Annotated in this window: 18 protein-coding genes and 1 tRNA gene; 14 read left to right on the top strand and 5 right to left on the bottom strand. The window is 61.3% G+C overall.

Translation table 11 applies throughout. The features are described from left to right. Positions 1–51: 51 nt before the first annotated feature. From atpA to AC1DWQ_RS06290, 5 genes are all read left to right on the top strand, one after another. Positions 52–1,605: a F0F1 ATP synthase subunit alpha gene (gene atpA / locus AC1DWQ_RS06310; protein WP_457281583.1), complete on the top strand. Its 1,554-nt coding sequence runs from the start codon at positions 52–54 to the stop codon at positions 1,603–1,605. A gap of 63 nt (positions 1,606–1,668) precedes the next feature. Then, positions 1,669–2,535 (top strand): F0F1 ATP synthase subunit gamma, encoded by an 867-nt coding sequence (gene atpG, locus AC1DWQ_RS06305; RefSeq protein ID WP_457281582.1) that lies wholly within the window; start codon positions 1,669–1,671, stop codon positions 2,533–2,535. A gap of 60 nt (positions 2,536–2,595) precedes the next feature. Then, complete coding sequence (gene atpD / locus AC1DWQ_RS06300) at positions 2,596–3,999, top strand: F0F1 ATP synthase subunit beta (protein WP_293400292.1); 1,404 nt, start codon at positions 2,596–2,598, stop codon at positions 3,997–3,999. Between the two features lie 40 nt (positions 4,000–4,039). Continuing rightward, positions 4,040–4,459, top strand: coding sequence for a F0F1 ATP synthase subunit epsilon (locus tag AC1DWQ_RS06295; protein WP_477648282.1), 420 nt, complete (start codon positions 4,040–4,042; stop codon positions 4,457–4,459). Positions 4,460–5,090: 631 nt separating this feature from the next. After that, positions 5,091–5,234, top strand: a complete 144-nt coding sequence (locus AC1DWQ_RS06290) for a hypothetical protein (protein ID WP_477668852.1) — start codon at positions 5,091–5,093, stop codon at positions 5,232–5,234. 42 nt (positions 5,235–5,276) lie between these two features. On the opposite strand, the gene AC1DWQ_RS06285 is transcribed toward AC1DWQ_RS06290, so the two are convergent. The 3 genes from AC1DWQ_RS06285 to AC1DWQ_RS06275 all read right to left on the bottom strand — a co-directional run bounded on the left by AC1DWQ_RS06285 (position 5,277) and on the right by AC1DWQ_RS06275 (position 7,380). Further along, positions 5,277–5,819 (bottom strand): TPM domain-containing protein, encoded by a 543-nt coding sequence (locus AC1DWQ_RS06285; RefSeq protein WP_477668851.1) that lies wholly within the window; start codon positions 5,817–5,819, stop codon positions 5,277–5,279. 4 nt (positions 5,820–5,823) lie between these two features. Next, positions 5,824–6,714 (bottom strand): TPM domain-containing protein, encoded by an 891-nt coding sequence (locus AC1DWQ_RS06280; protein WP_477668937.1) that lies wholly within the window; start codon positions 6,712–6,714, stop codon positions 5,824–5,826. A 66-nt stretch (positions 6,715–6,780) separates the two neighbouring features. Then, positions 6,781–7,380, bottom strand: a complete 600-nt coding sequence (locus AC1DWQ_RS06275) for a LemA family protein (protein WP_477668850.1) — start codon at positions 7,378–7,380, stop codon at positions 6,781–6,783. A 75-nt stretch (positions 7,381–7,455) separates the two neighbouring features. Between AC1DWQ_RS06275 and AC1DWQ_RS06270 the strand changes: the two genes are divergently transcribed. Genes AC1DWQ_RS06270 through AC1DWQ_RS06255 form a run of 4 tightly spaced genes read left to right on the top strand, consistent with a single transcriptional unit; the run spans position 7,456 to position 10,417 of the window. Continuing rightward, positions 7,456–8,286, top strand: coding sequence for a hypothetical protein (locus AC1DWQ_RS06270; protein WP_477668849.1), 831 nt, complete (start codon positions 7,456–7,458; stop codon positions 8,284–8,286). Positions 8,287–8,295: 9 nt separating this feature from the next. After that, positions 8,296–8,742 carry a YybH family protein gene (locus AC1DWQ_RS06265; protein WP_477668848.1) on the top strand — a complete coding sequence of 149 codons (447 nt, stop codon included), beginning with the start codon at positions 8,296–8,298 and terminating at the stop codon, positions 8,740–8,742. 10 nt (positions 8,743–8,752) lie between these two features. Then, entirely contained in the window at positions 8,753–9,793 is a 1,041-nt protein-coding gene (locus tag AC1DWQ_RS06260) for a YheT family hydrolase (protein ID WP_477668847.1), read from the top strand. A gap of 57 nt (positions 9,794–9,850) precedes the next feature. Continuing rightward, complete coding sequence (locus tag AC1DWQ_RS06255; RefSeq protein ID WP_477668846.1) at positions 9,851–10,417, top strand: DUF2946 family protein; 567 nt, start codon at positions 9,851–9,853, stop codon at positions 10,415–10,417. A gap of 112 nt (positions 10,418–10,529) precedes the next feature. Here AC1DWQ_RS06255 and AC1DWQ_RS06250 read toward each other — a convergent pair whose 3' ends face one another. Then, complete coding sequence (locus AC1DWQ_RS06250) at positions 10,530–11,399, bottom strand: c-type cytochrome (RefSeq protein WP_477668845.1); 870 nt, start codon at positions 11,397–11,399, stop codon at positions 10,530–10,532. 232 nt (positions 11,400–11,631) lie between these two features. Between AC1DWQ_RS06250 and AC1DWQ_RS06245 the strand changes: the two genes are divergently transcribed. Beyond that, positions 11,632–11,707: transfer RNA gene (locus tag AC1DWQ_RS06245), tRNA-Arg, on the top strand. Positions 11,708–11,814: 107 nt separating this feature from the next. Here the strand turns inward: AC1DWQ_RS06245 and AC1DWQ_RS06240 are convergent. Further along, positions 11,815–12,726 (bottom strand): LysR family transcriptional regulator, encoded by a 912-nt coding sequence (locus AC1DWQ_RS06240; protein WP_477668844.1) that lies wholly within the window; start codon positions 12,724–12,726, stop codon positions 11,815–11,817. A gap of 98 nt (positions 12,727–12,824) precedes the next feature. Between AC1DWQ_RS06240 and AC1DWQ_RS06235 the strand changes: the two genes are divergently transcribed. From AC1DWQ_RS06235 to AC1DWQ_RS06220, 4 genes are all read left to right on the top strand, one after another. Next, positions 12,825–13,259, top strand: coding sequence for an ester cyclase (locus tag AC1DWQ_RS06235; RefSeq protein ID WP_477668843.1), 435 nt, complete (start codon positions 12,825–12,827; stop codon positions 13,257–13,259). A gap of 15 nt (positions 13,260–13,274) precedes the next feature. Further along, entirely contained in the window at positions 13,275–14,198 is a 924-nt protein-coding gene (locus AC1DWQ_RS06230; RefSeq protein WP_477668842.1) for an NADP-dependent oxidoreductase, read from the top strand. A 476-nt stretch (positions 14,199–14,674) separates the two neighbouring features. Further along, complete coding sequence (locus tag AC1DWQ_RS06225; RefSeq protein WP_477668841.1) at positions 14,675–15,718, top strand: alpha/beta fold hydrolase; 1,044 nt, start codon at positions 14,675–14,677, stop codon at positions 15,716–15,718. A gap of 104 nt (positions 15,719–15,822) precedes the next feature. Further along, the gene (locus tag AC1DWQ_RS06220; protein ID WP_477668840.1) at positions 15,823–18,852 is read left to right on the top strand and encodes a ShlB/FhaC/HecB family hemolysin secretion/activation protein; all 3,030 of its coding nucleotides are present in this window, start codon (positions 15,823–15,825) and stop codon (positions 18,850–18,852) included. Positions 18,853–18,856: the final 4 nt, after the last annotated feature.

Below are 18,856 nucleotides of genomic sequence, written 5' to 3'. Positions count from 1 at the left end.
CTCAGGCGCGCCCCGGTTTTTAGCCAACAACATAGAAAGAAGGAAAGAGTCATGCAACTCAATCCCGCAGAAATTTCTGAACTGATCAAGAGCCGCATCGAAGGCTTGACAGCCAGTGCCGATGTCCGCAACCAGGGCACCGTAGTGTCTGTGACCGACGGTATCGTCCGTATCCATGGCCTATCCGACGTGATGCAGGGCGAAATGCTGGAATTTCCCGCAACCGCCGACGGCACGCCGACCTACGGCCTGGCGCTGAATCTTGAGCGCGACTCCGTCGGCTCCGTGATTCTGGGCGAGTACGAGCACATCGCCGAAGGCGACACCGTGAAGTGCACGGGCCGCATCCTGGAAGTGCCTGTGGGTCCTGAGCTGCTTGGCCGTGTGGTCAACGCACTGGGCCAGCCGATTGACGGCAAGGGCCCGATCAACGCCAAGTTGACCGACGTGATCGAAAAGGTCGCGCCCGGCGTGATCGCCCGTAAATCCGTTGACCAGCCCCTGCAGACCGGCCTGAAGTCCATCGACTCCATGGTGCCCGTCGGCCGCGGCCAGCGCGAACTGATCATCGGCGACCGTCAGACCGGCAAGACCGCTGTGGCCATCGACGCCATCATCAACCAGAAGGGCAAAGGCGTTTCCTGCGTCTACGTCGCGATCGGCCAGAAGGCTTCGTCGATCAAGAACGTGGTGCGTTCGCTGGAACAAGCCGGCGCAATGGAATACACCATCGTCGTGGCCGCTTCCGCTTCCGAATCCGCCGCCATGCAATACGTGAGCGCCTACTCTGGCTGCACCATGGGCGAATACTTCCGCGACCGCGGCGAAGACGCGCTGATCGTGTATGACGATTTGTCCAAGCAAGCCGTGGCTTACCGCCAGGTTTCGCTGCTGCTGCGCCGTCCACCAGGACGCGAAGCCTACCCCGGCGACGTGTTCTATCTGCACAGCCGTCTGCTCGAGCGCGCAGCTCGCGTGAACGAGAAGTACGTTGAAGACTTCACCAAGGGCGCCGTCAAGGGCAAGACCGGTTCACTGACCGCACTGCCGATCATTGAAACGCAAGCCGGCGACGTGTCCGCTTTCGTGCCAACCAACGTGATTTCGATCACCGACGGCCAGATCTTCCTGGAAACCAGCCTGTTCAATGCCGGTATTCGTCCCGCCATTAACGCCGGTATCTCGGTGTCCCGCGTCGGCGGTGCTGCCCAGACCAAGCTGATCAAGAATCTGTCCGGCGGTATCCGTACCGACCTGGCCCAGTACCGTGAACTGGCTGCCTTCGCGCAGTTCGCTTCCGACCTGGACGAAGCCACCCGCAAACAGCTGGACCGCGGTGCCCGCGTGACCGAGCTGCTCAAGCAGGCCCAGTACTCGCCTTTGTCCATTTCCAACATGGCCGCTACGCTGTTCGCAGTGAACAAGGGCTTCATGGACGACATCGAAGTCAAGAAGGTCCTGGCTTTCGAACACGGCTTGCACGCCTTCCTGAAGGACAAGAACGCGGCCTTGATGGCCAAGCTCGAAGCCAACAAGGCCATGGACAAGGATGCTGAGGCTGAACTGAACGCGGCTGTGGCCGAGTTCAAGAAGTCGTTTGCCTGATCTCGCCTGACGCATCGTCAAGCAAGTAATTAAGCAACCCTCAGGAACCCCTTAGGAATCCATATGGCAGCAGGCAAGGAAATACGCGGCAAGATCAAATCGGTGGAAAACACCAAGAAGATCACCAAGGCCATGGAGATGGTGGCCGCCTCCAAGATGCGCAAGGCGCAGGAGCGGATGCGCGCTGCCCGTCCTTACAGCGACAAGATCCGCAACATCACGGCCAACCTGAGTCAGGCCAACCCCGAATACACCCACGCGTTCATGGAGTCCAACGACGCCAAGGCCACCGGGTTCATCGTGGTGACGACCGACAAGGGCTTGTGCGGCGGCATGAACACCAACGTGCTGCGCGCCGTGACCTCAAAGCTCAAGGAAGTGCAGGCCGCCGGCCATGATGCGAAGGCTGTGGCCATCGGCAACAAGGGCCTCGGTTTTCTGAACCGTGTGGGCGCCAAGGTGGTGTCGCATGCGACGCAGCTGGGCGACAAGCCGCACCTGGAAAAGCTGATCGGCCCCGTCAAGGTGCTGCTCGATGCCTACAGCGAAGGCAAGATCAATTCGGTGTACCTGTGCTACACCAAGTTCATCAACACCATGCGCCAGGAACCGGTGGTCGAGCAGTTGTTGCCTTTGACGGCAGCGCACCTGCAGGCCGACAAGGACCAGCACGGCTGGGATTACATCTACGAGCCTGACGCGCAAACCGTCATCGACGACTTGCTGATCCGCTATGTGGAAGCGCTGGTCTATCAGGCGGTTGCGGAGAACATGGCGTCCGAGCAGTCTGCCCGCATGGTGGCCATGAAGGCCGCAACGGACAACGCCGGCAGCGTGATCGGCGAACTCAAGCTGGTTTACAACAAAACGCGTCAAGCGGCGATCACGAAAGAACTTTCGGAAATCGTTGCCGGTGCTGCAGCGGTCTGATCGTGGTTTAGGCCGCCACACCCGATTTAAAGATTTAAAGAAACGAAAGAGGATTCAATCATGGCTCAAGCTCAAGGCAAGATTGTTCAGTGTATTGGTGCGGTGGTTGACGTGGAATTCGCGCGCGACCAGATGCCCAAGATCTATGACGCGCTGAAAATGGAAGGCTCCGCGCTGACGCTGGAAGTCCAGCAGCAGCTGGGTGACGGCATCGTGCGCACCATCGCGCTGGGTACCTCCGACGGCCTGCGCCGCGGCAACATGGTTTACAACACCGGCGCCAACATCACCGTTCCCGTGGGCAAAGCCACGCTGGGCCGCATCATGGACGTGCTGGGTGCGCCGATTGACGAGCGCGGCCCGGTCGACCAGACCCTGACCGCCCCCATCCACCGCAAGGCGCCTGCTTATGACGAACTCTCGCCATCGCAGGAACTGCTGGAAACCGGCATCAAGGTGATCGACCTGGTTTGCCCGTTCGCCAAGGGCGGCAAGGTGGGCCTGTTCGGCGGCGCCGGCGTCGGCAAGACCGTGAACATGATGGAACTCATCAACAACATCGCCAAGGCGCACTCGGGTTTGTCCGTGTTTGCCGGTGTGGGTGAACGTACCCGCGAAGGCAATGACTTCTACCACGAGATGGCCGACTCCGGTGTTGTGAACCTCGAGAACCTCGGCGAATCCAAGGTGGCCATGGTCTATGGCCAGATGAACGAGCCTCCAGGAAACCGTCTGCGCGTGGCGCTGACCGGCCTGACCATCGCCGAGTCCTTCCGTGACGAAGGCCGCGACGTGCTGTTCTTCGTGGACAACATCTACCGCTACACGCTGGCCGGTACCGAAGTGTCCGCACTGCTGGGTCGTATGCCTTCCGCCGTGGGTTACCAGCCTACGCTGGCCGAAGAAATGGGCCGCCTGCAAGAGCGTATTACCTCCACCAAGGTCGGCTCCATCACTTCCATCCAGGCCGTTTACGTTCCTGCCGATGACTTGACCGACCCATCGCCTGCCACGACCTTTGCCCACCTGGATTCCACCGTGGTGCTTTCGCGTGACATCGCTTCGCTGGGTATCTACCCTGCGGTTGACCCGCTCGACTCCACCAGCCGTCAGCTCGACCCGAACGTTGTGGGAGAAGACCACTACGCCACGGCGCGCGCCGTGCAGGGCACGCTGCAGCGCTACAAGGAACTGCGCGACATCATTGCGATTCTGGGCATGGACGAACTGGCCCCTGAAGACAAGCTGGCCGTGGCCCGCGCCCGCAAGATCCAGCGTTTCCTGTCGCAGCCTTTCCACGTTGCTGAAGTGTTCACCGGCTCTCCCGGCAAGTACGTCAGCCTGGCTGAAACGATTCGCGGCTTCAAGATGATTGTGGCCGGCGAGTGCGATCACCTGCCGGAACAGGCGTTCTACATGGTCGGCACGATTGACGAAGCTTTCGAGAAGGCGAAGAAGGTCTAAGGGCTCAGGCCCTGCAACTTTTTTCCATTAAGGAGCGTTTATGTCAACCACCATTCACGTCGACGTGGTCTCCGCGGAAGAGTCCATCTTCTCCGGTGAAGCGCACTTTGTCGCCTTGCCCGGCGAGGCCGGCGAGCTGGGCATTTACCCGCGCCACACCCCGCTGATCACCCGCATCAAGCCGGGCGCGGTGCGCATCGAGAAGGCCGACGGCAGCGAAGAGTTCGTGTTCGTGGCCGGCGGCTTGCTCGAAGTGCAACCGAACTGTGTCACCGTGCTCTCTGACACCGCCATTCGCGGCAAGGACCTGGACGAAGCCAAGGCGATGGAAGCCAAGGCTGCTGCTGAAGAAGCGTTGAAAAACGCAAAAAGCGATATCGATATTGCCATGGCCCAGTCCGAGCTCGCCGTCATGGCCGCCCAGATTGCCGCTTTGCGCAAATATCGGCAGAAAAAGTAAGCTTCCACGCTTCAGAAAAAACCGGCCCTATGGCCGGTTTTTTTATGGGCGCTTCGATCTGGAGAAATTCGAATCAGTTTGGCCGTTCATGCCGTTGGCGAAGCGCTCACAGTCATTCCTGAAAATGACGAAGATGGTTGTTTTGTGCTCCCTCTGCGTAGCGGGCCAACTGGCCGGCCACCCGAGTCCTTCATGAACCCTTTGCGAATGTCTACCTCGTAGGGCGGCCGACGTCCACGTGCGTGCCGCCGGGCAAGCGGCTGATCCGCTGGACGCCGGCTATCTGCGGGTCGAGGACGGAGACCGCGGCGTCCGCTTTATCGAGAAGGGTGCAATCGGCGCGCAGTGAGCAGAAGTGGACGTTGATGGACTAACTGCCCGCCGCCATGAGTGGCTGCGGCGCGACGTTCCATTGCGCCATGCGGAAATCTGGCGTGCTTCCGCTATTCAAGCAAAAAAGGCCTCCAACCCATACGGGGTGAGCGCAAGCAGCTATCAAATAGGGAGCGGTTTCCGGACAAATGGCCTGGCCCGAGCCGGCAAAGTAACAACTGGACACGCTAAATGACAGCCATGGCCCGGGCCGCTCCCTTATCGTTGTGGTGGGTTCAAGCCAGCAACGAGGTGCGAAATGGACAGTCTTTTAGACAGCCTGATATGGGGAGAGGAAGCGTCGCTCGAGCGTCGGGCCAGGCGCGTGCGCAAGGCCTGGCTGACGCGGGTTGTGCTCGCGGCAGTCGCCCTCTTTGTGTTGGTCGTGGTTCTGGCGCCCTGACGCGGCGTTATCGGCGCCAGGCCCGCGGTACCTGCGAACCGGCTATTGCAGCCAGGGCGCGTCGGGCAGTTCGTTGGGATTGTTGGGTGCGTCGCCCTGCATACCATCGATGGCAAAGTGCGCCATCAGCAGCGCTGAGGTTTCTTCCAGTGCCTGTGTCAATCCGTCCTCGTACCGGTTCTCCCTGAACGCCTGGGCCATGCGCGACACCGTGGCCTGCCACTGTGCTTGATTCACATGGCGCGCCACGCCGCGGTCCGCCACGATTTCAATGGCGTGCTCGGCCAGCAGCAAATAAATCAGCACACCGTTGTTGTGTTCGGTGTCCCATACCCGCAGCTTCCCGAACATCGTGACCGCGCGCTGGCGCGTGAGCTGGCCGATGGACTGGTGTTTGCCCAGCCGCCACAGGTAGCTCATGGGCAACGAGGCCTCCACGCATATCCGTATTTCGCCGCTGTGCCGCCGCTCGCTGGCCGTCACCCGGCTGGCCAGCCGGTTGAGCATGTCGGGTGCAATTGCGCGCTGGGCGTCGGAGGCATCCAGCCAGAGGTGCTTGAGGATGGTCTTGGGTTTATTGAGCATGTGCCTACCAGTCGCCTGATGCGCCGCCGCCGCCGAAATCACCGCCACCGCCACTGCTGAATCCGCCGCCACTGCTGCTGCCTCCGCCCCAGCTTCCTCCGCTGCTCCCGCCGCCAAAGCCGCCAGTGGTCCAGCCGCCCGAAGAGCGGCTGCCGCTGCCCAGGACGCCGAGGCTGGCCACCAGCGCAAACACCATACCCGCCACAGCCGCCAGGCCGGCCACAATCAGGCTGCTGGTGAACACCCAGGCCAGCACGCCGACGGCGCCGCCGGTGGCGATGGAGCCCAGCTTGCGCCCCAAGACGCCGGCGGCCAGGCGCCCGCCTATCGGCACGGCAAAGAACAGGAACACCGCGAGGTCGGTCCACTCGAAGCCGCTGTCAGCCATGTCCGAAGCACTTTTTTGCTCAGGCACTGGGAGGTTTTCGCCGCTGATCAGCGCCATGATCTGGTCAGCCGCGGCATTCAGCCCGCCGGCAAAGTCGCCCTGTTTCAAGCGCGGGGTGATGGCGGTGTCGATCACCTGGCGCGCCGCGAGGTCCGGAATGGCGCCTTCCAGCGCCTTGGTGGTTTCGATACGGACCTTACGATCGTTCTTGGCCACGACCAGCAGCAGCCCGTCGCCCACGCTTTTGCGTCCAATTTTCCAGGCATCGCCCACACGCTGGGCATAAGCGGCGATGTCTTCGGGCTGGGTGCTGAGCACGACGAGCACCACCACCTGTGCGCCGCGGCTTTGTTGAAACGCAACCAGTTTGGCCTCCAGGGCGGCGCGTTGCGTGGCATCCAGCGTACCAGTGCTGTCCATGACATGCGCCGTGAGGGCCGGCACCGGCTGGACGCCTTGCGCCCAGGCCACAAGGGGCAGCCACACGGCCAGCAACAATCCCGCCATCCAGCGGAGGAGGCTACGGCCCAATATCCAACCCGCTAGTTGCTGCACAGCAAGTCCTGTAGAAACTTATTTCTTCGTGAAGTCCACCACAGGCGGTGCGGAAATCTGTGCCTCATTGGCCACGGTGAAGTTCGGCTTGACGTTGTAGCTGAAGACCATGGCCGTCAGGTTGCTTGGGAAACTGCGTGTCAGCACGTTGTATTCCTGGACCGCCTGGATGTAGCGATTGCGTGCTACCGTGATGCGGTTTTCGGTGCCTTCCAGCTGCACGCGCAGGTCACGAAAACCCTGGTTGGCCTTGAGGTCGGGGTAGCGTTCACTGACCACCATCAGGCGGCTCAGCGCACTGCCCAATTCGCCTTGCGCTGCCTGGAATTTTTTGAAGGCTGCCGGATCGTTCAGGGTTTCCGGCGTCACCTGGATGGAGGTGGCCTTGGCGCGTGCTTCAATCACCTTGGTCAGGGTGTCCTGTTCAAAAGCGGCTTCGCCCTTGACCGTGGCCACAATGTTGGGCACCAGGTCGGCACGGCGCTGGTACTGGTTCAGCACTTCAGACCAGGCCGATTTGGTTTGCTCGTCGAGGCGCTGAAAGTCGTTGTAGCCGCAACCCGTGAGGAGCAGGCCCAGCATGCTGACAAGGAACAGGTTTAAAAAGCGGGATTTCATGGCGATGTCTTTCGAAAATGCAAGCCGCAACACTAACATAGTCGAATGTCGATGACGCCTCATTCCCCCGGGTCCGTGCAGGCATTCCAAGCTCTGCAGGCCAACCTGCGCCCCTTGGCGGCGGCAGCCGCGAAACCACGTCTGATGATTGCGGGCGCGACCGGCGTGCTGGGCAATGAAGTGTTGCGCCGCCTTGTGGGCAGCGGACGTTATGCGCACACCGAGGTGCTGGCTACTGAAACCATGACCACCGGTATGGCCGGCGTGGGGATTGTGCTGGCAGGTGATGCTTCAGCAATCGAGGCATGGCCCGCGCGGCCTCAGCTTGTTCATACCGGCCTGGTCATGTTTGAGCCGCCACGGCTTTTTTATGGGCGTGAGCGCACACTGTGGACGCCCGTGCCGGGACAACTGCCGGTGCTGGCCCGCTGGTTGAAACGCTGTGGCGCACAGACACTGGTTGTGGTGGTGCCCCACGCTTCGGGGCGTTTACCCGATGCCCTCAAGCGCGGACTGGCCGACCTCGATGAGCAAGCCGTGGCTTCACTGGGCTTTGAACGCGTGTTGTTGGTGCGCTCGGCGCGCAAGACCGAAGGTATTGCGGGCGCCAATTTTTTCGAGAAGACGGCGTCGTGGATGCTGTCGACCCTCAAGTTCATGATTCCCGCAGCCGAGCAGCCGGTGCGTCCTGCCAAGCTGGCAGAGTTTATCGACGCAGCGCTGCAGGTTTTGCCGCCGGGTACCCATGTGGCCGCGCCTGAGGTGCTTTGGCAGGCTAACCAGAGCGGCGGAAACGGCCGGCGTATCGGGCCGCAAGACAACAGCATGCAAGGTGTCGTACGCTCGTGGCTTGCTGCAAGGCTCAATCCCGAGCAGAATTCACCACCCAACGCCAAGCCGGACTGACGCCTTCCCATGCCCAAACCCAAAGTCCCGCCCGCCAGCAGCGGCAACGCCGATGACATCGAGGCGGCTTTTTATGACGCGCTGCAAAGCGGCGACATCGAAAAGCTCATGGCCTGCTGGGGCGATGACGACGACATCGTCTGTGTGCACCCGGGTGGCGCCCGGCTGGTGGGCCCGGCGGCCATACGCGCCACTTTTGACGCCATGTTTGCCAATGGCACCATCAATGCCCAGGCCATCAAGGTGCGAAAGGTCGAGACCATGAGCGCCTGCGTGCACAGCGTGCTGGAACGCATCGAGGTGCTGACCGATGAAGGGCCACGGCATGCCTACGTGATTGCCACCAATGTGTATCACAAGGGTGCGCAAGGCTGGCGCATGGTGGCACACCATGCCAGTCCCGGCACGCCGCGAGAAATGCAGGAAGTGTCGGAAACACCGACCGTCCTGCACTGAAAGGCCTGCGGTGAAATACGCAGCACCCTGGTGGCTGCCGGGCGGCAATTTGCAGACCATCTGGGCTGCGCTGCGGTCACGCCGCTACCTGGGCCCGCCGCCCGTGTTTCGCCGCGAGCGCTGGGATACCCCCGATAGCGACTTTGTCGACGTTGACTGGATGCTCGATGGAAACGAGCCTTCGTCGGGGTTTCCGGCAGCTTCCCCGACGGGCAACGAATCCATCGAGATGAGACGCAAGGAATCGCGCAAGGAAGTGCCACTCCTGGTGGTGTTTCATGGGCTTGAGGGGTCATCTGCCAGCCACTACGCCGAAGCGCTTGCCGATGTGGCTCGCGAGCGCGGCTGGGGCTGCGCCATTCCACACTTCCGGGGGTGTTCCGGTGAATTGAACCTAGCGCCGCGGGCTTATCACTCAGGAGATTTTGCAGAGATAGACTGGATACTGCGGCGCTTTGCGCAGGCCCATTCCGGGCCGGTCGTTGCCGTAGGCATTTCATTGGGTGGCAATGCGTTGATGCGCTGGGCCGGCGAGCTTGGCGCGGAGGCCCGCCAGGTGGTTAGCGGTATTGCGTCCGTCTGTTCGCCGCTGGACCTGACGGCCAGCGGCTGGGCCATAGGTCGGGGATTCAACCGGCAGGTCTACACCCGCATGTTCCTGAGAACCATGGTGCCGAAGGCGCTGAAAAAACTGGAGCAGCACCCAGGTCTTTTTGACCGCGACCGATTGCTGGCCGCGCGCGACTTGTACGCTTTCGACAATGTATTCACCGCGCCTGTCCACGGGTTCAAGGATGCGGATGACTACTGGCTGCGTGCCTCTGCCAAGCCGCATTTGCGCAGCATTGCCGTGCCGGCGCTGGCCCTGAACGCGCTGAACGATCCCTTTGTGCCGGCCGGCAGCCTGCCGCAAACCGCAGACGCCGGCAGCCATGTCACGCTTTGGCAGCCGGCACAGGGCGGCCATGTCGGGTTTCCTTCGCCGCCATTTCCTGGTCATGTGCGTGCCATGCCGGAAGCGGTCACCGGTTTCCTGGCTGCGCATCTTTGATGCTTACCCATAACCCTGCCCACATCGCACCTGCCGTGTGCAGCGCAAAATAGCGGCATGGATGACATCGTCAGGCAGGCCATTGCGAAATGGCCCAATGTTCCCGACTGCTACGGCTGGCTGGGGCTGGACGCACGCGGCAATTGGTACATGCGTGATGAGAGGGCCCAGGCCGCGGGACCTTTTGGTGGCGCGCCTGGCCTGGATGCCGCGCGCCATGCGGCCAGCAAGGGCTCGCTGCTCAAGCACGACAAGCTGATCGATTTCATTCAGCGGAATTATGAAAGCGACGCTGCTGGCCAGTGGTTCTTCCAGAATGGGCCACAGCGCGTGTATGTGGAGCTCGAAGTGACGCCGCTGGTCTGGCGTGTCGCCCCGGCACCTATGTTTGAGGTCACAGCCCATTCCGGCCAAACGGCGCGGCCGCAGCGCTGCATCGTGGACGAATCCGGCAGGGTCTACCTGGAAACCGACCTGGGTTTTGGCCTCGTTCATACCCAGGACATGACGCATGCGGCTGACGCGATAGAGCAGGGCCTGTGGGTGCCCGAGGAAGTCCTGGCCAGCGATTTGTCGCGCCGGTTCGGCTATGTGCGAAGCCCTCAGCTGCTACAAAAAAAGTAGCTGTTTGCGCTGGCTCTGCTTGGGTTGCAGCCCATTTCCTTTTGAATTTACATCAAATTTCCATTAAAAAAGCCGGTCATTGACCGGCTTTTTTTGGGGTGCACGACAGCGTTTACTTGGACGTATTGACCATGTACTGCACCACGGCCTTGATTTCACCATCGGAGGCGGCCGAGCCGCCCTTGGGAGGCATGGCGCCCTTACCTTTGATGGCGCTGGCTGTCAGTGCCTCGACACCTGCGGAAATCCGGGGAGCCCATGCAGCCTTGTCGCCCAGCTTGGGTGCATTGGCAACGCCGGCCACGTGGCAGGCTGCGCAGACCTGGCCATACAGCGCAGGTGCGGCACCACCGGCTGCAGCCGGCGTTGCACCGGCGGCTGGCGCTGCCGTCTTGTTGGCTGCAGCGAGTGCGGCGACCACATCTGCGGACGGTGCGGCGGCTGCGGCTGCAGGTGCCGTAGCGGCAGCAGCTGCCGGGGCGGCTGGCTCCGCAAACTTGCCGCCTGCGGCAGCCGTCATGTAAACCACTGCACGGCCAATTTCGACGTCTTCAAAATCACCGCCGCCCTGGGCTCCCATGGCGCCTTTGCCCTTCAGGGCGGAATGCCAGAGCGCGTCAAAACCGGTCTTGATACGGGCTGCCCAGGCACCCGTATCGCCAAACTTCGGCGCACCGGCTGCACCCGTGCCATGGCAAGTCACGCACTGCGCCTTGTAGACCTCTTCGCCGGACTTCAGCGGACGGTTGGCATCACGGATTTCAACCGCGCCGATCTTCTGGATGCGCTGCGCAACCGCCTTGGCGCCTTCGTCCGCACCCGCAGCTGGCTTGTTGGCCGAAGCGACGTAATACACCAGGCCGATGATGGCGAAAACAGGAACGACAAAAGAGAAAAAAACCGCAGCCAGCAGTTGCTGGGGGGTCTTGATGGGGCCAGTATGGGCTTCTTCGTGGGCCGTGGTGTGGTCGTTTGCGCTCATGGCGTCCTCAAAAAACTAAGAATCGGGGGGCTATCGCGTGGTGATATGGCGCTCTTGGGCAGCGCTTGCTCAGCAACCTCACATTATAACTGGGGGCTTGCAGAGGCCGGGGAGCGTCACGGCCGGCTGGTAGAATCGGAGACGTTGCGCGGCGTGAATCGCCCGCGCAGTGCAAATTGCCCTGATTTTGCGCCCCTCGGCCGCGAATCCGGCGCAGACCGTTTCCAGCGTTGCGGCTGTAGCTCAGTGGATAGAGTATTGGCCTCCGAAGCCAAGGGTCGTGGGTTCGATCCCCGCCAGCCGCACCAATCATGGTTTTTCTTGTTTGCCGTTGTCGCGCAGGCACGCCGCAGCGTTTCAAAGCCCAACTGCACTGAAATTCGTCACGGTGAAGCGACTGGCGGGTTCTATTATTCTAGGCAGCCAAAGCAAGTGATGCGATCAATTCCCTGAGCCATTGCTGCACCTGATGTGCATCGTTCCGTCGGTGCCAGATGAGGTCGAAGACGACTTCTGGCAACGCAACAGGCGGCGGAAACAAGACCAGCTTGCGCAGAGCCGGGGATTTGAGGGCCACGCGCTTCATCACCGTGGCCGTGGTATCTGTCTGGGCCACCACCGCGGGCGCGGCAAACATCTGCGGAAGCGTCAGTGCGAGGGTGCGGCGCTTCCCCAGCCCGGCCAGCGCCTCGTCAACCAGGCCATGGCGATCACCCTCAGGTGACACGAGCACATGAGGCAGCGCAAGAAATGCCTTCAGACCCATGCTTCGCTTCGCTGCCGGGTTGTCCCGGCGAACGATGGTCACGAACTCGTCTCTCAGAACAGGCCGTGTCAATATCCGTCTCTCTGCATGGGTCGGCGGGACGCCAACTGCCGCATCAATCGTTCCTGCGTCCAGCATGTCGACCGCACTATCCCGATTGTTAATCGCGTGCACGCTCAGCGATATTCCCGGCGCCGCGCGCGCCAGCTCCCTGACAAGTGCGGGCAGCAATACGAAAGCCGGATAGTCGGACAGTCCAAGGTTGAACACCAGAGATGCCTGCTCGGGCTCGAAGTCCGGCTCCTGCACGAGAGCTGTCTTGATTTGCCGCAGTGCTTGCGACACGGGTCCCACGATTTCCCTGGCACGCGCTGTCGGCAGAAGTCCTTCTGCGCTGCGCAGGAACAGCGGGTCGCCAAACAACGTTCGCAGACGTGACAGCGCGGCACTCATGGCAGGTTGGCTCACGCCTACCCGCGCGGCTGCGCGGGTCACATTGCACTCGTCCATCAGCGCGTCAAACGCCACGAGCAGATTCAGATCAATGCCATGAAAATCCATGAATCAAATATAACTGTATATAAGTCATTTGTTGGACAGATTTTTATCGGTCTACCAGAATCGGCCTTCTTCCACTTCAACCACCGAAAGCCGGACAAATGAACGACACCACACAGATGATGGCTGAGCGCCGCGCCACCGAAACCTTGTATCGCGCATTCAACGACAAGAACCCGGACCTGCTGGACAGCGCTGTGACTGCCGACTGGGATGACATTCCGCTGGCGCCCGGGCAAGGCCCGGGACCCGAGGGTTTGAAACCGATCATCCGCAGCTTCATCGAAGCCCTGCCGGACGTCCATATTGCCATTCACGACTTGATTCAGGTACCCGGGCGTATCGGTGTACGGGCTGAGATAACGGGTACCCATCTGGGGCCACTCTTCGGCATTGCGGCAACCGGAAAAAAGGTCAGCATCCGCATCCACGAGTTCCACGAATTCCATGAGACGCGTATCCAGCGAACCTGGCACCTGGAAGACTGGTTTGGCGTTTTCCTGCAACTTGGAAGCTTCCCTCCACTCGGCGATTAACTGGGAAAGAATTTGATGAAAGCACTTCGCATCCATGCATTCGGCGGCGCCAGCCAGGCGGATATTGAACATGCCGCCCTGGGCACACCGGGTGGCGGTCAGGCCCTGGTCCGCGTCGAGGCGGCGAGCGTGAACCCGCTGGATCTGAAAATCCTTGGCGGGTCCATGCAGCCTGTCTTTCCTGTCACTTTGCCCTATACGTTAGGCACTGACCTTGCCGGTGTGATTGAAGCCGTGGGTCCAGAGGTTGACCGGTTCAAGCCCGGTGACCGCGTCGTGGGGAGGCTCGCGCCGACGGCGGGGGGTGCCTTCGCGCAGTCTGCCCTGCTGTCCGCAAGCGCGTTGTGCCTGGTTCCCGCTGAGATGAGCTACGAGCAGGCCGCAGCGTTGCCGACGGCAGCTGGTACGGCCTGGCTGGCACTGTTTGGGGCTGGAAAGTTAAGGGCGGGGCAGCGCGTGCTGGTTCACGCGGCAGCCGGTGGCGTGGGCAGCTTCGCCGTCCAGTTCGCAAGGCAGGCAGGTGCGCACGTCTTAGCCACGGCTTCTGCAAAGAACCACACACTGGTCAAAGAATTGGGTGCGGACGAAATTATCGATTACCGCCGTGATGACTTTGCAGAGCGTTGGCGAGACCTGGACCTGGTCATCGACACGATTGGTGGGGAGACTCTCGAGCGGTCGTGGCGAGTGACAAGGCCGGGCGGGACGGTGGTGTCGATCGTCGATCACACGATACAGCCGCGTGGAGATATCCACGGCGTCTTCGCATTCTTCAGCGGCGATGCTGCGGCATTGGCGCTGATTCTCAAGCGCTTCGACGACAAACGGCTCCAGGTGATCCTCGACACAATCCATCCGCTGGATGACGCCCGCGCGGCGCTTGAGCAGGTGGCCGGCGGTCATGCGCGCGGCAAGGTCATCATCCGCACGTCGCGCTGATCCGCGAGGCAATGGCGCCTTGGGACCTTCCATCAAAAACGCACGCTCAGCGGCTATCCCCTTAGAGCGCACGGGGTTAGCGCCAGACCGCATTCCAGCATTGGAGTCGAGGCACGTCCACACCGAATTTGCGTGGAACCGATGCCTACCCGGTATCAATCCAGTGGCTAACGTCCATCGCGTGTCACGCTGATCCTCGCTGCTGGATTCTTGCTCATAAGATACTTTTAAAGTATTCACGTACCAGAATCAAGATATTTTACAGGTAGCGGTTGTCTTCCTAGAATCGCCAACAACACCGTGAGTTGCAAGTTATTACAACTGATCTTTCCCGGTGGATCTCCTAAAAAAGGCCGTGAAGGGAAACGCTGGATTTGTGATCCATTTGTAGTGCGTAAGTCGGGAGCACCCGGCATTCGAGCACGACGCGTCAAGCCTTTTCGGTGTCTGCATTTTTGACAAAGCGAGATACAGGTATGACACGCACTAGAAACAAGTGGTTACAACTGGTGGTGGCAATGGGCCTGGCTTTCTTTGGCGCGCGTCTTTTCGCCGCAGCTGACAAAGCCGCCGGCGAACCGCCCAGGGAGCAGGTAATTGACCTGGAAGCCGCGGGCACCGCATATCCCTTTGCGGTCTATTCCAACATTGACTTGCGCCAGCCGGACGCCGGGATTAAGCGTGCGGTCATTTTTGTACATGGCGTGCAGCGCGATGCCGACCGTTATTTTGGCGTGGGCCTGGGCTTGCTGGAAGCCGCGCGGCTGGACGCATCAAGCACGTTGCTGCTGGTACCCCACTTCCTGACGGCATCAGACACTTCGCCTGACGGCAATATCCCGCTTTGGCGCGGTGGCAACTGGATGCAGTGCCAGCCCTCCCGGGGCAAGGAGGCCATCAATTCCTGCGGCGTGCTGGACGATATCGCCCGCTATCTGAGCGCGGGCAAGCGTTTTCCCGTACTCAAGGAAATCGTTTTCATCGGCCACTCAGCCGGTGGACAGCTAATGCAGCGCTATGCCGTGCTCAACAACAGCGAGGAGGAGTTGCGCAAGTCGGGCGTCCGCGTGCGGTATGTAGTCTCCAGCCCGTCTTCCTATTTGTACCTGGATGACAACCGGCCGGAGGGTGGGAGCTTCAAGCCTGTGAACAGCATCCTTTGCCCCGGTTACAACAACTTCCGCTACGGCTTGGGCAACATGGTTCCCTATGGGCAGGGCCTGGACGGCGAACAGTTGTTCAAGCGCTATGCAGCGCGTGAAGTCCTCTACCTGGTGGGCGCGCAGGACAACGACCCAGCCTACGAGTCACTCGACAAATCCTGCGGGGCCGCCATGCAGGGCACAGACCGGCTTAATCGGCACAGGAATTACATGCGCTACGAACAGTTTTTAGCCCAGAAATGGCAGACACCCGTGACGCGTGCGGTCATGGTGGTGCCAGACGCGGGGCACGAAGCGGCCGAAATTTTTGAGTCCCGCGATGTTGCTGCAAAAATTTTCCATGCCGCCGGCAACTAGCGAACAGCCGGGACAAACAGGGACAAGCCGAACGAGCACAACAAGAAAAAAAAGAAGAAGCACAGAGACGCGCGGACACAACACCAAGACAGAAGACGAAAACCATGATGGAACCCTCACGCCTTGCCGCACCACGGCGAAAAATCCTCGCATCGCGGATCTGCGCAATGCTGGCCGCCGCCCCTTTTGCCGTCCATGCGCAGACGCCGCCCAGCGCCGGTACTCTTTTCGACGCGAACCGGCAACAGCTCTCGCCGACGGAAAATGCCGGCCCGCCGGCGGCGGTGCAGCGTCCTGCGCGCATCGAAAAAGAGGTGGAAGGCAGTGATGAGGGCCAGAGCCCCACCGCCGGCGGAACGGGCATCCAGGTCACGGGTTTTGTACTGAGCGGCAACCGGTCTCTGCCGGCATCCGAGCTGCAAGCCCAACTGCAGGAGTTTGTCGGCCGCGAGCTGGACTTCGCCGGGCTGGGCAAAGCCGCCGCCAAAATCACGGCCTACTATCGCACCCGGGGCTATCTGGTAGCGCGCGCCTACCTCCCCGCACAGGAAATACAAGGCGGTGTGGTTGCCCTCGGCATCCGTGAAGGCGTCATCGGCCGGGTGGTGGCCGAGCCCGATGCCAACGTGCGCCTGGACCCGGAACTGATAGGCCGACATCTCGCGGGACTACAGACGGGCGAGGTGATCCAGGAAAGCGACCTCGAAAACACGCTGCTGCGGCTCTCTGACATCGCCGGTGTGACGGTCAAGGCGGTGTTGCGGCCTTCGGCAGAACCGGGCGCCACCGACGTCATCGTCAAGGTCAGCGAGATGGGGGCGATCACCTCGCGCGTGAGCATCGACAACGGTGGCAGCTATTACACCGGTGCCAATCGCCTGTCCGCCAACCTGAGCCTCAACGACGCACTGGGCATGGGCGAAAGCTTCAGCCTGAATACGCAGCAAACTTTTGAAGGCCTGCGTATTGCAGGCGTTGGTTATGTGCAGCCCCTCGGCACGACAGGGCTGTCAGTAGGCGCGAATTTTGCGGGCCTGCAATACAACATCGGCAAAAACCTCAAGGAAGTAGAGGCCAGAGGTGAAGCCCGCGTGAGCACGCTGTTTCTCAACGCGGCGTTGCTGCGCAGCCGGCGCGCCAACATGAATCTGTCGCTGGCGACGGAATACCGACATTTCCAGGACACTACTGGCGGCACGACCGTTGAAAAGTCTGCCAACCTGATGAGTGCGGGCCTGTCTGGCGACTGGCGTGACGACTGGACAGGCGCGTCGGCGAACAACAGCTGGAACGCGCGTTTGGGTATGGGTCACCTGAAAAAAGAAACGCCCAACGACGCAGCACTGGACCGTTTCACGGCCAATGCGGCAGGCGACTACAAAAAGCTCAACCTGTCGTTCAGCCGCCTGCAGCAGCTTGGCGGCGGCTACTCCCTGCTGGGCTCGGTCACCGCGCAGTACGCCGACAAGAACCTGGACGCGTCAGAGAAAATGAGCCTGGGCGGCTCCGGCGGCGTGCGCGCTTACCCTGCCGGCGAAGCCGCGGGCGACCAGGGCATGCTGGCGCGTCTGGAACTGCGCAAGACCCTGGGTGTTGTCGGCAACTCCGTCGTGGAAGGTGCGCTGTTCGCCGATGCAGGGCGCGTGACCATCAACAAGAAGCCGTGGGACAACAGCGAAAACCGCGCGAGCCGCTACGGCTATGGCGTGGGCCTGAACGTCTACAACAAGGACCTGGTGTTCAATGCCAGCATCGCGGTGTCGCCCGGCGTCAATCCGGTCAGCGAACCAAAAAGCGCGCGTCGCCTGTGGCTATCGGTATCGGGTTCACCCCAGGCCTTCACGGGCCTGGCCTCCAGCAGCGGCAGCCGGGGTGAGGATTTCGAGGAGGCGGAAGACGGCATGCGGCTGTACGGATCACTGGGCATCATCCCCGAATACGTGAGCCGCTCAGGCGCGACCCCTGCGGCGCCCGCCGACCAGAGCAAGCTGGCCACGCCCAATGGGCGCAACATGTCGGGCTTCTGGCGTGCGCGCGACAATGTGTCGTATGTGGGCGCGCGTGGCGGCATTCCAATCCATGAGCAGTGGAAGCTGCTGTGGCAGTTGGAGCTGGGCCTGTCACTGAGCGCGGGCGCGGCCGGAGACGACGCGACCCCGAACTGGACACACAGGCAAGAGCTGCGTAATACCGGCGTGGCTGTCGCCCATCCAGATGCTGGCACCGCGATGTACGGCAACTGGGACATGCCGCTCAAGGAAAGCACCTCTTCCTTCGACCCCTTCGGCGCGACCACCAGTGCGGCGCACTACAACATCATCGGGTCACCGGGCTTCGCCACCAGCATCACTAAAAACTCCGGCCCGGTGGGCACGGCGGCGGTGGAAAACAACGACGACGCCGCTTTCAACCGCCGCCAGGCCGGCGTGTTCGGCTACTGGACGCCCAAGATGGGCGGCTTCCAGCTCAAGCTGGCTTATTCGAACAACGGCATGAAGGCCGCGCCGGACGTTGATACAGGCTACCTCTACGGCGGCAGCCTGTCGTATGAGAACGGCGGATTTTCTGCTGTGGTTGCGGCTGAGCAGCATGTGAATTATTTCGGCATAGCCAGCCTGGGCCGCAACGCGCGCGGGGTAGGTACCAATACCCACGTCACGCAGGGCACTTCGTCCAATGACTACAGCGTGCGCTACGGCGTAGCCTACGATTTTGGCGATACCAAGGTTTCGCTGATCGCCGACGAACTGAGCTATGCCGAGTCCGGTGTCATCAACACCAGCGTCACTTCAAGCGACCTCGCCAGCTACCGCCGCCGCGCCTACATGGTCGGCGTCTCACACAAGATAGGTGCCTGGCAGTTGCGCGCCAGCCATGCCAAAGCCTTCGCAGGCGACTGCACCATGATTTCCGGCAATGGCGTGAACTGTTCGACGGAAGGTATGGGTGCGACCTCCCAGGCCATCGGTTTCTCCTATGCCTGGAGCAAGCAGCTCAGGATTTTCGGGCAGTACGTGCTGCTGCGCAACCAACCGCTGGCCAATTACAACTACGCCGTTGCCGGCGTGTTCGGCAGCGCAGGCGCAGGCACCACGATCCGCGCGATCGGTTTCGGTATCAACTACACGTTCTGAGGGG

This window comes from Polaromonas sp. P2_G11 (assembly GCF_056403595.1).
The sequence above is the reverse complement of the archived record's forward strand: the minus strand, read 5'-3'. Positions and strand labels throughout refer to the sequence as shown.

Coding starts and splice junctions, on each gene's coding strand:
- AC1DWQ_RS06275 (WP_477668850.1), bottom strand. CDS start 7,380: ATGAAATCCCGCTTTTTAAACCTGTTCCTTGTCAGCATGCTGGGCCTG.
- atpA (WP_457281583.1), top strand. CDS start 52: ATGCAACTCAATCCCGCAGAAATTTCTGAACTGATCAAGAGCCGCATC.
- AC1DWQ_RS06265 (WP_477668848.1), top strand. CDS start 8,296: ATGCCCAAACCCAAAGTCCCGCCCGCCAGCAGCGGCAACGCCGATGAC.
- AC1DWQ_RS06225 (WP_477668841.1), top strand. CDS start 14,675: ATGACACGCACTAGAAACAAGTGGTTACAACTGGTGGTGGCAATGGGC.
- atpG (WP_457281582.1), top strand. CDS start 1,669: ATGGCAGCAGGCAAGGAAATACGCGGCAAGATCAAATCGGTGGAAAAC.
- AC1DWQ_RS06285 (WP_477668851.1), bottom strand. CDS start 5,819: ATGCTCAATAAACCCAAGACCATCCTCAAGCACCTCTGGCTGGATGCC.
- AC1DWQ_RS06250 (WP_477668845.1), bottom strand. CDS start 11,399: ATGAGCGCAAACGACCACACCACGGCCCACGAAGAAGCCCATACTGGC.
- AC1DWQ_RS06295 (WP_477648282.1), top strand. CDS start 4,040: ATGTCAACCACCATTCACGTCGACGTGGTCTCCGCGGAAGAGTCCATC.
- AC1DWQ_RS06290 (WP_477668852.1), top strand. CDS start 5,091: ATGGACAGTCTTTTAGACAGCCTGATATGGGGAGAGGAAGCGTCGCTC.
- AC1DWQ_RS06230 (WP_477668842.1), top strand. CDS start 13,275: ATGAAAGCACTTCGCATCCATGCATTCGGCGGCGCCAGCCAGGCGGAT.
- AC1DWQ_RS06255 (WP_477668846.1), top strand. CDS start 9,851: ATGGATGACATCGTCAGGCAGGCCATTGCGAAATGGCCCAATGTTCCC.
- AC1DWQ_RS06220 (WP_477668840.1), top strand. CDS start 15,823: ATGATGGAACCCTCACGCCTTGCCGCACCACGGCGAAAAATCCTCGCA.
- AC1DWQ_RS06235 (WP_477668843.1), top strand. CDS start 12,825: ATGAACGACACCACACAGATGATGGCTGAGCGCCGCGCCACCGAAACC.
- AC1DWQ_RS06240 (WP_477668844.1), bottom strand. CDS start 12,726: ATGGATTTTCATGGCATTGATCTGAATCTGCTCGTGGCGTTTGACGCG.
- atpD (WP_293400292.1), top strand. CDS start 2,596: ATGGCTCAAGCTCAAGGCAAGATTGTTCAGTGTATTGGTGCGGTGGTT.
- AC1DWQ_RS06280 (WP_477668937.1), bottom strand. CDS start 6,714: ATGGCGGGATTGTTGCTGGCCGTGTGGCTGCCCCTTGTGGCCTGGGCG.